15 protein-coding genes are annotated in these 13,216 nt (G+C 65.6%); 5 read left to right on the top strand and 10 right to left on the bottom strand.

Annotated elements, in window-relative coordinates:
• Positions 1–247 precede the first annotated feature (247 nt).
• From ACPUER_RS13825 to ACPUER_RS13815, 3 genes are all read left to right on the top strand, one after another.
• Positions 248–1,459, top strand: coding sequence for a ribonucleotide-diphosphate reductase subunit beta (locus tag ACPUER_RS13825; protein ID WP_034182669.1), 1,212 nt, complete (start codon positions 248–250; stop codon positions 1,457–1,459).
• A gap of 82 nt (positions 1,460–1,541) precedes the next feature.
• A complete protein-coding gene (locus tag ACPUER_RS13820) occupies positions 1,542–1,868 on the top strand; it encodes a hypothetical protein (protein ID WP_072436369.1) in 327 nt (108 codons plus the stop codon).
• A gap of 28 nt (positions 1,869–1,896) precedes the next feature.
• A complete protein-coding gene (locus tag ACPUER_RS13815) occupies positions 1,897–2,532 on the top strand; it encodes a histone H1-like repetitive region-containing protein (RefSeq protein ID WP_175963118.1) in 636 nt (211 codons plus the stop codon).
• 213 nt (positions 2,533–2,745) lie between these two features.
• Here the strand turns inward: ACPUER_RS13815 and ACPUER_RS13810 are convergent, their stop codons facing one another.
• The 10 genes from ACPUER_RS13810 to ACPUER_RS13765 all read right to left on the bottom strand — a co-directional run bounded on the left by ACPUER_RS13810 (position 2,746) and on the right by ACPUER_RS13765 (position 10,987).
• Complete coding sequence (locus ACPUER_RS13810) at positions 2,746–3,219, bottom strand: glycine zipper 2TM domain-containing protein (RefSeq protein ID WP_175963117.1); 474 nt, start codon at positions 3,217–3,219, stop codon at positions 2,746–2,748.
• Positions 3,220–3,238: 19 nt separating this feature from the next.
• Positions 3,239–4,177 carry a carbohydrate kinase family protein gene (locus ACPUER_RS13805; RefSeq protein ID WP_175963116.1) on the bottom strand — a complete coding sequence of 313 codons (939 nt, stop codon included), beginning with the start codon at positions 4,175–4,177 and terminating at the stop codon, positions 3,239–3,241.
• A gap of 86 nt (positions 4,178–4,263) precedes the next feature.
• Positions 4,264–4,767, bottom strand: coding sequence for a thiol peroxidase (tpx, locus tag ACPUER_RS13800; protein ID WP_425131387.1), 504 nt, complete (start codon positions 4,765–4,767; stop codon positions 4,264–4,266).
• A 73-nt stretch (positions 4,768–4,840) separates the two neighbouring features.
• Positions 4,841–6,193 carry a DUF3426 domain-containing protein gene (locus ACPUER_RS13795; protein WP_425131386.1) on the bottom strand — a complete coding sequence of 451 codons (1,353 nt, stop codon included), beginning with the start codon at positions 6,191–6,193 and terminating at the stop codon, positions 4,841–4,843.
• Positions 6,194–6,238: 45 nt separating this feature from the next.
• Positions 6,239–7,141 carry a 50S ribosomal protein L11 methyltransferase gene (gene prmA, locus ACPUER_RS13790; RefSeq protein ID WP_175963114.1) on the bottom strand — a complete coding sequence of 301 codons (903 nt, stop codon included), beginning with the start codon at positions 7,139–7,141 and terminating at the stop codon, positions 6,239–6,241.
• Positions 7,142–7,143: 2 nt separating this feature from the next.
• A complete protein-coding gene (gene accC, locus ACPUER_RS13785; RefSeq protein WP_111015350.1) occupies positions 7,144–8,511 on the bottom strand; it encodes an acetyl-CoA carboxylase biotin carboxylase subunit in 1,368 nt (455 codons plus the stop codon).
• An 85-nt stretch (positions 8,512–8,596) separates the two neighbouring features.
• On the bottom strand, positions 8,597–9,070 hold the full coding sequence (gene accB, locus ACPUER_RS13780; protein WP_072436364.1) for an acetyl-CoA carboxylase biotin carboxyl carrier protein: 474 nt from the start codon (positions 9,068–9,070) through the stop codon (positions 8,597–8,599).
• Positions 9,071–9,136: 66 nt separating this feature from the next.
• Positions 9,137–9,589 (bottom strand): type II 3-dehydroquinate dehydratase, encoded by a 453-nt coding sequence (gene aroQ / locus ACPUER_RS13775; RefSeq protein WP_425131385.1) that lies wholly within the window; start codon positions 9,587–9,589, stop codon positions 9,137–9,139.
• 194 nt (positions 9,590–9,783) lie between these two features.
• Entirely contained in the window at positions 9,784–10,335 is a 552-nt protein-coding gene (locus tag ACPUER_RS13770; protein ID WP_425131384.1) for a TlpA family protein disulfide reductase, read from the bottom strand.
• A gap of 7 nt (positions 10,336–10,342) precedes the next feature.
• Positions 10,343–10,987, bottom strand: a complete 645-nt coding sequence (locus ACPUER_RS13765) for a hypothetical protein (RefSeq protein WP_034182679.1) — start codon at positions 10,985–10,987, stop codon at positions 10,343–10,345.
• Between the two features lie 235 nt (positions 10,988–11,222).
• On the opposite strand from ACPUER_RS13765, the gene mpl reads away from it, so the two are divergent.
• Positions 11,223–12,608: a UDP-N-acetylmuramate:L-alanyl-gamma-D-glutamyl-meso-diaminopimelate ligase gene (gene mpl, locus ACPUER_RS13760; protein ID WP_425131383.1), complete on the top strand. Its 1,386-nt coding sequence runs from the start codon at positions 11,223–11,225 to the stop codon at positions 12,606–12,608.
• Positions 12,605–13,174: a YqiA/YcfP family alpha/beta fold hydrolase gene (locus tag ACPUER_RS13755; protein ID WP_072436359.1), complete on the top strand. Its 570-nt coding sequence runs from the start codon at positions 12,605–12,607 to the stop codon at positions 13,172–13,174. Before mpl ends, ACPUER_RS13755 begins: the two co-directional genes overlap by 4 nt.
• Positions 13,175–13,216 lie beyond the last annotated feature (42 nt).

The following is a 13,216-nucleotide window of genomic DNA, read 5'->3' as shown; positions in this document are numbered from 1 at the left end:
GTTGCAGGCAGCGACAAGCGATCGAAACATCCCCGACGACGTCGCGTTTCGATCAGCGTTCGATGCGTCGAGCGCACCTCGCGATACACGCGCGACACACGTCGCGCTCTGCATGAACGACGATGCGTTGCTCAAAGTGTTGTATCGAGGTCGCAACGCGAATCGAAAAAAGGATTTTTCGTGAGCGAACCCTTTTATCGCTCAGGAAAAGATGGTACAAACCGTTCTAAATTGATGGTGAGAATTTATGCTCAACTGGGATGACGAGAAGACTGCCGTAACTCCCGCGAGCGGAGCGCAGCACAATGCGATGCGCGCCCCCGCAGGAGTGGCTGTCGGAATGCAGGCTGCGTCGCCTGCCGCCCATCAGGTCCGCGACATTTTCGAAGGCGATCTTGCGGTGCCGCCGCAAGCATCGGCTGTTCCCGCCGGCGGTTCGGAAGCGCGGGTCAATGTCGCCGACAAGCGCATCATCAACGGCCAGACTGACGTCAATCAGCTGGTGCCGTTCAAGTACAAGTGGGCGTGGGAAAAGTATCTGGCCGGTTGCGCGAACCACTGGATGCCGCAGGAAATCAACATGTCCCGCGACATCGCTCTGTGGAAGGACCCGAACGGTCTGACCGAGGACGAGCGCCGCATCGTGAAGCGCAACCTCGGCTTCTTCGTGACGGCCGATTCGCTCGCGGCGAACAACATCGTGCTCGGCACGTACCGCCACATCACGGCGCCCGAGTGCCGGCAGTTCCTGCTGCGCCAGGCGTTCGAAGAGGCGATCCACACGCACGCGTATCAATATATTGTCGAATCGCTCGGTCTCGACGAAGGCGAGATCTTCAACGCGTACCACGAGGTCGCGTCGATCCGCGCGAAGGACGAATTCCTGATCCCGTTCATCCACACGCTGACGGACCCGGCCTTCAAGACCGGCACGCTCGAAGCGGATCAGAAGCTGCTGAAGTCGCTGATCGTGTTCGCCTGCATCATGGAAGGCCTGTTCTTCTATGTCGGGTTCACGCAGATCCTCGCACTCGGCCGCCAGAACAAGATGACGGGTGCTGCAGAGCAATATCAGTACATCCTGCGCGACGAGTCGATGCACTGCAACTTCGGCATCGACCTGATCAACCAGATCAAGCTCGAGAACCCGCATCTCTGGACCGCGGAATTCCGCGCGGAGATTCGCGAGCTGTTCAAGCAGGCTGTCGAACTCGAATACCGCTACGCCGAGGACACGATGCCGCGCGGCGTGCTGGGTTTGAACGCGTCGATGTTCAAGAGCTATCTGCGCTTCATCAGCAACCGCCGTTGCCAGCAGATCGGCCTCGATCCGCTGTACCCGAACGAGGAAAACCCGTTCCCGTGGATGAGCGAGATGATCGACCTGAAGAAGGAGCGCAACTTCTTCGAGACGCGTGTGATCGAGTATCAGACGGGGGGCGCGCTGTCCTGGGAATAACCCGCAGCAGCGAACCCGTTACATGATGGAGCAGCCGGCGGCCTCTCGGCCCCGGCCCAAGGTTTAGGAGCAAGAACGCCTGATGCAAAGCATGCCCGGTGCCTTAGCGGCACAACGACACGACAGGCACTTTGCGAACCCTTCAGTGGGATGGGCAAACTTCCCTCCGGATAAAGCGGACGGCCGTGTGGCGGTCCGCTTGATCAAGCGATTAGGGGTAGCGGCGCGAGGTGCGCCGGCTACCGACTTGATTTGGCGCGCGAGGCCGGGTGGTCACGCGCGCCATACCGTATTCATTAGCGTAAGCGCGCGGTATCCGCGTACGCCGATGAATAGCCCGCTTCGAAGCGCACGTCCTGAACAGCGTCCGCGGGAAGCGGGTTTTGACGAAGGGTGTAGTTTGAACTGACTCTCATCTGAACCTGAAGGAGAACAACATGGCTACCGCCAAGAAGAAACCGGCTGCTAAGAAAGTTGCTGCCAAGAAGACCGTCGCGAAGAAGGCCGCTGCTCCGGCGAAGAAGGCCGCTGCAGTGAAGAAGGTTGCTGCGAAGAAGGTCGCGGTGAAGAAGGTTGCCGCGAAGAAGGCAGCACCGGCGAAGAAGGCCGCTGCGAAGAAGGTCGCAACGAAGAAGGTTGCAGCCAAGAAGGTCGCAGCAAAGAAAGTCGCAGTGAAGAAGGTTGCTGCGAAGAAGGCAGCGCCGGCCAAGAAGGCCGCTGCGAAGAAGGTTGCAGCCAAGAAAGTCGCAGTGAAGAAGGTTGCTGCGAAGAAGGCCGCACCGGCCAAGAAGGCTGCTGCCAAGAAGGCTGCGCCTGCGAAGAAGGCTGCTGCCAAAAAGGCTGCGCCTGCGAAGAAGGCCGCTGCGAAGAAGGCTGCGCCCGCCAAGAAGGCTGCCCCTGCGAAGAAGGCTGCCGCTCCGGCGAAGAAGGCTGCTGCTCCGAAGAAGGCCGTCGTGAAGAAGGCTGCACCGGCAACGACCGCGTCGACCGCATCGGTCGCGCCGGCATCGGGCGTGAAGACCGCGCTCAACCCGGCAGCGGCATGGCCGTTCCCGACCGGCAGCCGTCCGTAATCGCGGCTGACCAGCATCACCCGGGCACTCACGTGGTGTCCGCGGGTTGAGTAGCGCTACTCAATCAGTCCCGCCATCTGGCTCAGGTGGCGGGATTTTTTTCGTCCGTATTCGCCCATGTACCGGCTGCGGCGAGGACGGACGAAAAAAAACGCATGTGCAGCTTCGCACATGCGTTCGACTGCGGCTTGCGCCGCATGCTGAGGTACCCGGTTAGTGCGTGACGCGCGTGACGCCGCCGCTCGACAGCAGCCGCACACGCTCGCCGGCGCGGAACGCTTCGCCGCTTGCTGCCTGCGTGATCGAGCGCAGGTCGCCGTTGTCGAGGCGCACGGTGATTTCGACACCGTTCGCCGTGCTGAGGTTTTCGCCGACCGCGTTACCCGCGACCGCACCGACGAGACCGCCGGCGATTGCCGTCAGGATCGATCCCTTGCCGCCGCCGATCGCGCTGCCTGCGACCGCGCCGAGTGCGCCGCCGCCGAGCGTGCCGATCGCGCTGCCGCCGCCGTCGGACTGGATGCGCACCGCACGGACGCTTTCGACCGTGCCCATGCGGACCGTCTGTTCGCGCTGCGCCTGGCCGACGCTATAGACATCTGCCGAACCGGGTGCCGTGAAGCAGCCGGCGAGGGTCAGCGTGGCAGTCAGCATGGCCGCGAGCGTGAGGTTTTTTGTCGTCAACATTTTGGCTCTCCCACAATATTCATTTGAGACTGTAACCGAATGCAGCCTCGAAGCGCGCGTCGATTTCGGCGCGCGTCAGTACGTAAGTCTGGGGCCCCTGGTGAGCGATCTTGATCGAACCCATCAGGCTCGCGAGGCGGCCCGTGGTTGCCCAGTCGAGGCCGTTCTCGATACCGTATAGCAGGCCGCCCCGGAAGGCATCGCCGCAGCCGGTCGGATCGACGACACGCTCGGCCGGCACAACCGGAATCTGCTCCGTGCCCTGCTTGTGGCGGATGGTCGCGCCGTGCTCGCCACGCGTAATGACGAGGGCGTCGACCCGGCTGGCGATTTCGTCTTCGGACCATCCCGTTTTGTCGCTCACCAGCTTGGCCTCGTAGTCGTTGACCGCGACATAGGTCGCAAGTTCAATGCTGCGGCGCAGCGTCGCGCCGTCGAACAGCGGCAGGCCCTGGCCCGGATCGAATACGAACGGCACACCGGCCTTGGCGAGCTCTTCCACGTGCTGCACCATCCCGTCGAAGCCGTCGGGGCCGACGATCGCGAGCTTGATGTCCGGCGCGTCACCCGCATGGTTCAGGTGCGACTGCATCATCGCGCCGGGGTGGAACGCAGTGATCTGGTTGTTGTCGAGATCGGTCGTGATCATCGCTTGCGCCGTGTACGTGTCGGGCAACACGCGAACGTGATCGCAGCGCAGGCCGAGCTGATCGAACCGGTCGAGATACGGCTGCGCGTCGAGCGCGCCCATCGTCCCCATCATGCGCGCATCGCCGCCGAGCAGGTGCAGCGCGTACGCGATGTTGCCCGCGCAGCCGCCGAATTCGCGGCGCATCGTCGGCACGAGGAAGCTCAGGTTGATGAGGTGCACCTGGTCGGGCAGGATGTGCTCGCGGAACCGCCCTTCGAAGGTCATGATGGAGTCGTAGGCGATCGAGCCGCAAATCAGCGTAGCCAAGGTGTGCGTTCCTGTAGAAATGAAAGGCCCTGCGCGACAGCGCCGCGCGAAGGGCGCGGCGCGGCAGGGGACAGCGGGGGGAAAGCTTACGTCAGTGCGGCGAGCGCGGCGTCGTAGTTCGGCTCGTCCTTGATCTCGCCGACGAGTTCCGCGTGGATCACCTTGTCCTGCGCGTCGAGCACGACGACGGCACGTGCGGTCAGGCCGTTCAGCGGGCCGCTCGTCACGTCGACGCCGTATGCGTTCGCGAACGCGCGGCCGGTGCGGAACGTCGAAGCCGTCACGACGTTCGCGAGGCCTTCGGTCGTGCAGAAGCGCGTGGCGGCGAACGGCAGGTCGGCGGACACGACGACCACGACCGTGTTGTCGAGCGACGACGCGGCTTCGTTGAACTTGCGGGTCGACGTCGCGCAGGTCGGCGTGTCGAGGCTCGGCACGATGTTCAGCACCTTGCGCTTGCCGGCGAAGCTGGCGAGCGACAGGTCGGCGAGGTCCTTGCCGACCAGCTTGAAATCGGCGGCTTGGGCGCCGACGGCCGGGAACGTGCCGGCGAGATCGATCGAGTTGCCACCCAGCGTAACTTTGCTCATGTTCGTGCTCCGAAATAGCGCGCCGCTCGGGCGCGCGGGTTGAGACGGGCGCGCAGGCGCGCGCCGCGGCGCGTCACGGATAGAAGATCTGGACGCGGAAATTCGAGGCGGGTGTGCCGGTCGTTTCGACGCGGACGATCATCGTCTGCGTCTTGCCGGGCGGCAGCCCGGCGTCGATCGGCGTACCCGGGCGGACGTAGTCGCGCGGCGCGAGCACGCGGCGCACGGTCACGTGATTGGTGTCGTCGAGCAGCGTCAGTTCGAGCGACGGGTACGCGAGCGCGACGCGGTAGCGGTTCGTCAGCGGCACCTTCAGCTCGAGCACGCGCGGGCCGTCGAGCTGGCGCAGGTCGGTCGCGTCGAGCCGCAGGCCGTCGATCGCGCGCGGCGGCGCGACCGTGCAGCCGAGCGGCGCGCAGGCCTGACGGAACCAGCCCTGCGTGACGGGCCAGTAGATCATCAGCGTCTCGCGCTGCCACCATGCGAGTTGCGCGACGAGCAGGAAGGCCAGTGCCGCGGCGACGAGGCCGCCGAAAAAGCCGCCGAGCAACCCGCGCCGCTGCGGCGCGCGCGTCTCGCGCGTGACGGCGAAGTGCGGGCGATCGTCGTCGGTCGGCGCGGCGGGGAACGGCGCGGCGGGTATGTCGGTGACCGCGGCCGGGGTTTCGTCGTGCCGGGCGGCGGCGTCGGGTTCCGATCCGGTTTCGGGTACGGTGACGGCCGGCGCCGGAGCGAACGCAAAACGCGGTTCGCGCGGCGCGCGCTCGTCGTCCGGTACCGCGAAGTGCGCGTTGCCCACCGGTTCGGTGTCGTCGGTAGCGGTTTCTGCTTCCGACGGAATGTGGGCGACGAAGCGGGGCTCATGCGGGTCGCGTTCGACGGGGGACACGACGGGCGCCGGCGATGCTTCGATTTCCTGTTCCGTCTGCGTCGAATGCGGTTCGGCCGGTTGCGCGGCGTCGGCGGATGCATCGAGCTCGGTCGGGGACGGGAACGGCGCGGGCGTACCCGACAGGTGAACGATGCCGGCTTCGGTGGACGGGAGCGCGAGCGGCACCAGCGGCGCGGTGCGCACGGTCTGCACGTTGTGCTGCAGCGACGGATCGACGCCGGCGTCGAGCCACGGCGCCCACATGTCCCAGCCTTCCGGCTTGTAATCGGTGTCGGACGGCAATCCGGCCGGCGCGTCGGCGGCGAACAGCCGCGCGGGCGCGGCCTGGTGGCGCGCATCGCCGTTCTCCGGCGCGGCAGCCGTTTCGGTCAATGCCGGTTCGGGCTGCTGCGCGTGCTCGGGAACGAGCGATTCCGACGCGTTGAAGACTTCGTGGCAATGCCCGCAGCGCACGAGCCCTTCATGCAGCGAGAGCTGTTCCTGCTGCAGCCGGAAGACGGTTTCGCAATGGGGGCAGCGCGTCGCAAGAAGCATGTCGAGCCGGGCGGCCTGCTGGCCAGAGTAAAGGACAGCGCTATTCTAATGGCTTTCCCGCCGGGTTCCGGCAAGGCAGACCCAACCTTCGTGTTCGCGCCAGACCGAGATGTCGATGTAGCGCGCATAGACGGCCGCGACTTCGTCCGCCTGGCGCGCGAGCACGCCCGACAGCGCGATGCGCCCGCCCGGTTTGACCTTCGACGCGAGCATCGACGCCATCAGCTTCAGCGGGTTCGACAGGATGTTCGCGACGACGATGTCGAATTCGCCGTCCGGGCATGCATCGGGCAGCCCGTACGTGACTTCCGCGCGGTTGCGTTCGCTGTTCTGCCGTGCCGATTCCACCGCCTGCGGATCGATGTCGATGCCGATGACGGGGTTCGCCCCGCATTTCTTCGCGAGGATCGCGAGAATGCCGGAGCCGCAGCCGTAGTCGAGCACCGACTGGCCGGGCTTCACCGATTGTTCGAGCCATTCCATGCAAAGGCGCGTGGTCGGGTGGCTGCCGGTGCCGAACGCGAGGCCGGGGTCGAGTTCGAGTACGAGCGCGTCGGGATCGGGCGCGTCGTGCCACGACGGCACGACCCAGATCCGCTCGCCGATCGGGATCGGCTCGAACTGCGATTGCGTGAGCCGCACCCAGTCCTGTTCCTCGACTTCGCGGACGTCGAATTTCGGCGTCCCGGCGAGGCCGATCTCGTTCGCGGCCGCCGCGAGCAGCACGGCCGGATCGTGGTCGGGCGACAGCAGCGCGACCACGCGCGAGTGCTGCCACGCGGTGCGGTCGGGCACGAGGCCGGGCTCGCCGAAGAGCGGCTGTTCGTCGGGCGTGTCGGCGTCGGCGTCCTCGACGGACACCGACAGCGCGCCGAGGTCGAGCAGCGCGTCGGACAATGCCTCCGCGTGCTCACGGGCCAGTTCGACGACGAGTTCGCGATAGCTCATGCTTACGCTTCTTCCGGTGCGACCTGCTGCTTCTGTGCGAGCCGGTTTTCGAGGTAGTGGATGCTGGTGCCGCCTTCGACGAACTTCGAGTCGATCATCAGCTCGCGGTGCAGCGGGATGTTGGTCTGGATGCCTTCGACGACCATTTCCGACAGCGCGATGCGCATCCGGCTGATCGCCTGCTCGCGGGTCGCGCCGTAGGTGATCAGCTTGCCGATCATCGAATCATAGTTCGGCGGCACGAAATAGCCATTGTAGGCATGCGAGTCGACGCGCACGCCGGGGCCGCCCGGCGTATGCCACGACGTGATCCGGCCCGGCGACGGCGTGAACTTGAACGGATCTTCTGCGTTGATCCGGCATTCGATCGCATGTCCGCGGAACTGGATGTCGCGCTGGCGCAGCGCGAGCTTCTCGCCGGCCGCGATGCGGATCTGTTCCTGCACGATGTCGACGCCCGTGATCAGTTCCGACACCGGGTGCTCGACCTGCACGCGCGTGTTCATCTCGATGAAGTAGAACTCGCCGTTTTCGTACAGGAATTCGAACGTGCCCGCGCCGAGGTAGCCCATCTTCTTGCACGCGTCCGCGCAGCGGTCGCCGATGCGGTCGATCAGGCGGCGCGGAATGCCGGGCGCCGGCGCTTCCTCGATCACCTTCTGGTGGCGGCGCTGCATCGAGCAGTCGCGCTCGCCGAGCCAGATCGCGTTCTTGAACGCATCGGACAGCACCTGGATCTCGATGTGGCGCGGGTTCTCGAGGAACTTCTCCATGTACACCTGCGGGTTGCCGAACGCACGGCCGGCTTCCTCGCGGGTCATGTTGACCGCGTTGACGAGCGCGGCCTCGGTGTGCACGACGCGCATCCCGCGCCCGCCGCCGCCGCCCGCCGCCTTGATGATGACCGGGTAGCCGATCGTGCGCGCAATCTTGACGATCTCCTTCGGATCGTCCGGCAACGCGCCTTCCGAGCCCGGCACGCACGGCACGCCGGTCTTGATCATCGTCTGCTTGGCGGTGACCTTGTCGCCCATCATCCGGATCGTTTCCGGGCGCGGGCCGATGAACGTGAAGCCCGACTGCTCGACGCGTTCCGCGAAATCGGCGTTCTCCGAGAGGAAGCCGTAGCCGGGGTGGATCGCCTCGGCGTCGGTGACTTCCGCGGCGCTGATCAGCGCCGGCATGTTCAGGTAGCTCAGGTTCGACGGGGCCGGGCCGATACAGACGGCTTCGTCCGCGAGGCGCACGTACTTGGCTTCCTTGTCGGCTTCCGAGTAGACGACCACCGTCTTGACGCCGAGCTCGCGGCACGCGCGCTGGATGCGCAGCGCGATTTCACCGCGATTGGCAATGAGGATTTTTTCAAACATAGCGAGTATTCGTCTCTTCGAGGGGCGCGCGAACGGCGCCTGGCGAGCATCGGCGGCGCGCGGCTGGCTTAGCCGCGCGGCGGACTTAGCCGATCACGAAAAGCGGCTGGCCGTATTCGACGGCCTGGCCGTTCTCGACGAGGATTTCCTTGATCACGCCGGCTTTATCGGACTCGATCTCGTTGAGCAGCTTCATCGCTTCGATGATGCAGATCGTCTGGCCTTCCTTGACCGTGTCGCCGACCTGGACGAACGGGTCCGCGCCCGGCGACGGCGCGCGATAGAACGTGCCGACCATCGGCGACGTCACGACGTGGCCCTGCGGGACGGCCGGCGCGGCTGCGGCGCCGGCTGCCGGCGCAGCGGCACCGTCCGTCGGCAGCGCGGCCGACGGAGCGGGCGCGCTGAATTGCGGGGCATACCCAGCCGTCGGCTGTACGTAGACCGGCGGTGCGTTCTTGACGATGCGCACCTTGCCTTCGCCTTCCGTCACTTCCAGCTCGGAGATGCCGGATTCGGAAACGAGGTCGATCAGAGTTTTCAGCTTACGAAGATCCATCGGGAATTCCCCTTTCAATACGTGAAAGCGCCGGTTAGGGGCCGGCGCTGAATCTAGATCGCGAAATCAGCCGCGCGACGTGCCTTGCAGCTTGCCCAGCGCGTACTCGAGCGCGTACAGATAACCTTTCCAGCCGAGCCCGCAGATCACGCCTTCGGCCTGGTCGGAAAAGTAGGAGTGGTGCCTGAACGCTTCGCGGCGATGCACGTTCGACAAATGAACCTCGACGAACGGGATGCCAACGCCGGCGATCGCGTCCCGGATCGCGACGCTCGTGTGCGTATACGCGGCCGGATTGATCAGGATGAAATCGGTCTGTTCCTCCCGCGCGGCCTGGATGCGGTCGACCAGCGCGCCTTCATGGTTGCTCTGGAACGACGACAGTTCGGCGCCGGCTTCCCGGGCACGCGCGGCAAGCGCCTGATCGATCTGTGTCAGCGTGACGCGGCCGTACACCTCCGGTTCCCGGGTGCCGAGAAGGTTCAGGTTGGGGCCGTGCAGCACCAGCAATCGTGTCATGGTCGCTTCTATTTCTGCGGAATTGCGCGAACTTTAGCGCTATTTAGAGAAATTTGTCTAGTTTTGCCGAACGGCCGAGTTCGCCGAACCCGCAAGAATTACCGGTGCGGATGCAAAGTATCGGCGAATTCACGCGAAATTGCGGCGATCGACGGACAAATTGCTGCGAACGTGCGGGCCGGCGTTCGGGCAGGTTACAACGCGTCGAGCGTCTTTTTCAGCTCGGACGGCTGGATTTGTCCCAATTTTGTCTCGCGAATCTTGCCGGTTTCGTCGATGACAACCGTAAACGGCAACGCGCCAGCGGTGTTTCCGAAATTACGGGCCAGATCGGCGCCGGCATAACCGCTGACGAAAACCGGATAGTCGACCTTCACTTTCTGCAGAAAGTTCTTCACGTTCTGCTCGGAATCGACACCGATTCCGATGAAACGGATGCCTTTCTGTTTGTACTGATGCGACAGCGCGACGAGCTCGGGCATCTCTTCAACGCACGGGCCGCACCATGACGCCCAGAAATTGACGACGACCTTCTGGCCCTTGAAGGCAGCCAGCGTGGCCGGCTTGCCGTCGACACCCGTCAGCGCCGCTGCCCACAACTGGTCGACCGGGCTGCCCGCTGCGGCCGGCGAGGCGACGGCGACGCCGTCGTCGGCATTGCCGCGGAACCAATGGCCGGCGGTAATCCCGCCGGCGACAGCGGCGGCCGCGACCACCGCGAGCGCCAACATGCGTTTCATCATCATCGTTGAATCATTCAGGTTCGGAAGGGGCTTTGCCTGCTTCGACGAGCGTGCGCAGCGCGGCGGCATCCGCGCGAGCGACCCGGCCGCGCGAGTCGGCCTTGACCGCGCCGCGCAGGTCGTCGCTCGCATAGAGCGCGAGGTGGATGCCGATCGCGTCCACGTCGCGCCGCGGGCGCCACAGGAAGCTCAGCGTCTCGACGTCGCCGCGGCCCGCGAAGTGCCGCGTCTCGGACACGTCGTACTGGATATTCTGGTTCAGCAAGTAGATCGCGACGTCCTTCGGGTTGTCGGTGAATGCCTGCAGATGGATATCCGAATGCGCGTTTGCGGTGCCGTTCAGCACGGCGCCCGTCACATACGGACGGAACTCGGCGAGCCGGCGCATCCAGTCGAGCGCGATCTCGCGCAGCAGGCGCAGTTCGTCCGGCTGCGTGTCGCTCTGGAACAGTGCGAGGTACTCGCGCAGTTCTTCCTCGATCTGATCGTTATCCGGCAGCCATTCGCCGGCAACGCGCGAATCGCCGAGCAACTGGCGCGCGGCCTTGCGTTTCGCGCCGGCATAGTCCAGCCCGTCCTCCGCGATCAGGCGGGCGGCGGACTGGGCGATTTCCTCGCGGACGCGCCGCGGGTCGACAAGAGGTTTGCGAGACATGATCCGGCAATCATACTAGATCGCCGCGGCGCCCGAACACGGGTGCGGCGGCCTGCCGCCCGGTGCGCCGGCGGCGTTCGCGCGCATCGTTCGGGCCGCCGGGCACGGCAGGCCGTCAGTTACAATACTGTTCTTTGTGTCGCGGCGACGAGCGCCGGTCGCACGGCCTGTCCGGCGCGCCGCAGACGCATCTTTTCCGAATCGACGGCGCCCGGCGGCGCGAAAGCATTCATCTATGCACATCCACATTCTTGGCATCTGCGGCACCTTCATGGGCGGTCTCGCCGTACTCGCGCGCGAGGCGGGCCACACGGTGACGGGTTGCGACGCGGGCGTCTATCCGCCGATGAGCACGCAGCTCGAGGCGCAGGGCATCACGCTGATCGAGGGCTACGGCGCCGAACAGATCGACCTGAAACCGGACTTGTTCGTGATCGGCAACGTCGTCACGCGCGGCAATCCGCTGATGGAGGCGATCCTCGATCGCGGCCTGCCGTACGTGTCGGGCCCGCAGTGGCTCGGCGAGCACGTGCTGGCCGGCAAATGGGTGCTCGCGGTCGCGGGCACGCACGGCAAGACGACCACGTCGTCGATGCTCGCGTGGCTGCTGGAAGACGCGGGCCTGAACCCGGGTTTCCTGATCGGCGGCGTGCCGCTGAACTTCGGCGTGTCGGCGCGGCTCACCGATTCGAGCTTCTTCGTGATCGAGGCCGACGAATACGATACGGCGTTCTTCGACAAGCGCTCGAAGTTCGTCCATTACCGGCCGCGCACCGCGGTGCTGAACAACCTTGAATTCGATCACGCCGACATCTTCCCGGATCTCGCCGCGATCGAAACGCAATTCCATCACCTCGTGCGCACCGTGCCCGGTGTCGGCCGGATCGTCACGAACGGCCGCTCGGACGCGCTCGAGCGCGTGCTGGCGCGCGGCTGCTGGAGCGAGGTCGAGCGGTTCGGCGTCGACGGCGGCTGGCAGGCGCTGCCGGCCGAGGACGGCGTGCCGGTCGACGAGCGCTTTGCCGTGTATTCGCACGCGGAGCGCGTCGGCGAAGTCGCGTGGCAGGTGCAGGGCGATCACAACCGGATGAACGCGCTCGCGGCGATCGCCGCCGCGCGCCACGTCGGCGTGCCGCCCGCGCAGGCCGCAGCCTCCCTCGCAGCGTTCCGCAACGTGAAGCGCCGCATGGAAGTGCGCGGCAGCGTGGACGGCGTGACCGTCTACGACGACTTCGCGCACCATCCGACCGCAATCGAAACCACGATCGCCGGCCTTCGTGCGCGCATCGGTAGCCGGAATGCCCGCATCCTCGCGGTACTCGAGCCGCGCTCGAACACGATGAAGCTGGGCGTGATGAAGGCGCAATTGCCCGCGAGCCTGGCCGATGCCGATCTCGTGTTCGGCTACGGCGCGCCGACCGGGCGCGATGCGCTCGGCTGGAATCTCGGCGAGGCGCTCGCGCCGCTCGGCGACAAGGCACGCGCGTTCGACGATCTGCACCTGCTGGTGAAGGCCGTCACCGCGGCCGCGCGCCCGGGCGACCACGTGCTCGTGATGAGCAACGGTGGCTTCGGCGGCGTGCACCAGAAGTTGCTCGATGCGCTCGGGGGCCGCACGTGATCCTGTATCTGCACGGCTTCCGGTCGTCGCCGGAATCGCAGAAGTCGAGGCTGCTTGCCGCGCGCATGGCCGAACTCGGCCGCACGGCCGAGTGGCGTTGCCCGTCGCTGTCCGTGTCGCCGCTCGACGCGATCGCCGTCGCGGAAGCCGAGGTTGCCGGCGCACGCGACGTGACCGTCATCGGCAGCTCGCTTGGCGGCTACTACGCCACGTGGCTGGCCGAAAAGCATGGCTGGAAGGCCGTGCTGCTGAATCCGGCCGTCGTGCCGCAGCGCGATCTCGAGCAGCATCTGGGCGAACAGCCGCTGTGGCACGGCGGCGGCACGATCGTCGTCGAGCGCCATCACCTGCACGAGCTCGATGCGCTGCGCGTGCCGGCGATCACGCGTGCCGAGCGCTACTATCTGTTCGCGGCGACCGGCGACGAAGTGCTCGACTACCGCGAGATGCTGGCCCATTACCCGGGCGCGAAAACGCGCGTGATCGAAGGCAGCGATCACGGAATCAGCGAATTTGCCGACTATGTCGACGACGTTCTCGCGTTTTGCGACGGAAAAGCGCGATAAACCGGCCGCGTGCCGATCGAATCCCCATCATCATGCGGCGCC

The organism is Burkholderia sp. DN3021 (assembly GCF_049805555.1).
In the GTDB taxonomy this organism is placed as follows: domain Bacteria; phylum Pseudomonadota; class Gammaproteobacteria; order Burkholderiales; family Burkholderiaceae; genus Burkholderia; species Burkholderia pyrrocinia_C.
This window is presented reverse-complemented; position numbering and strand designations above follow the sequence as displayed.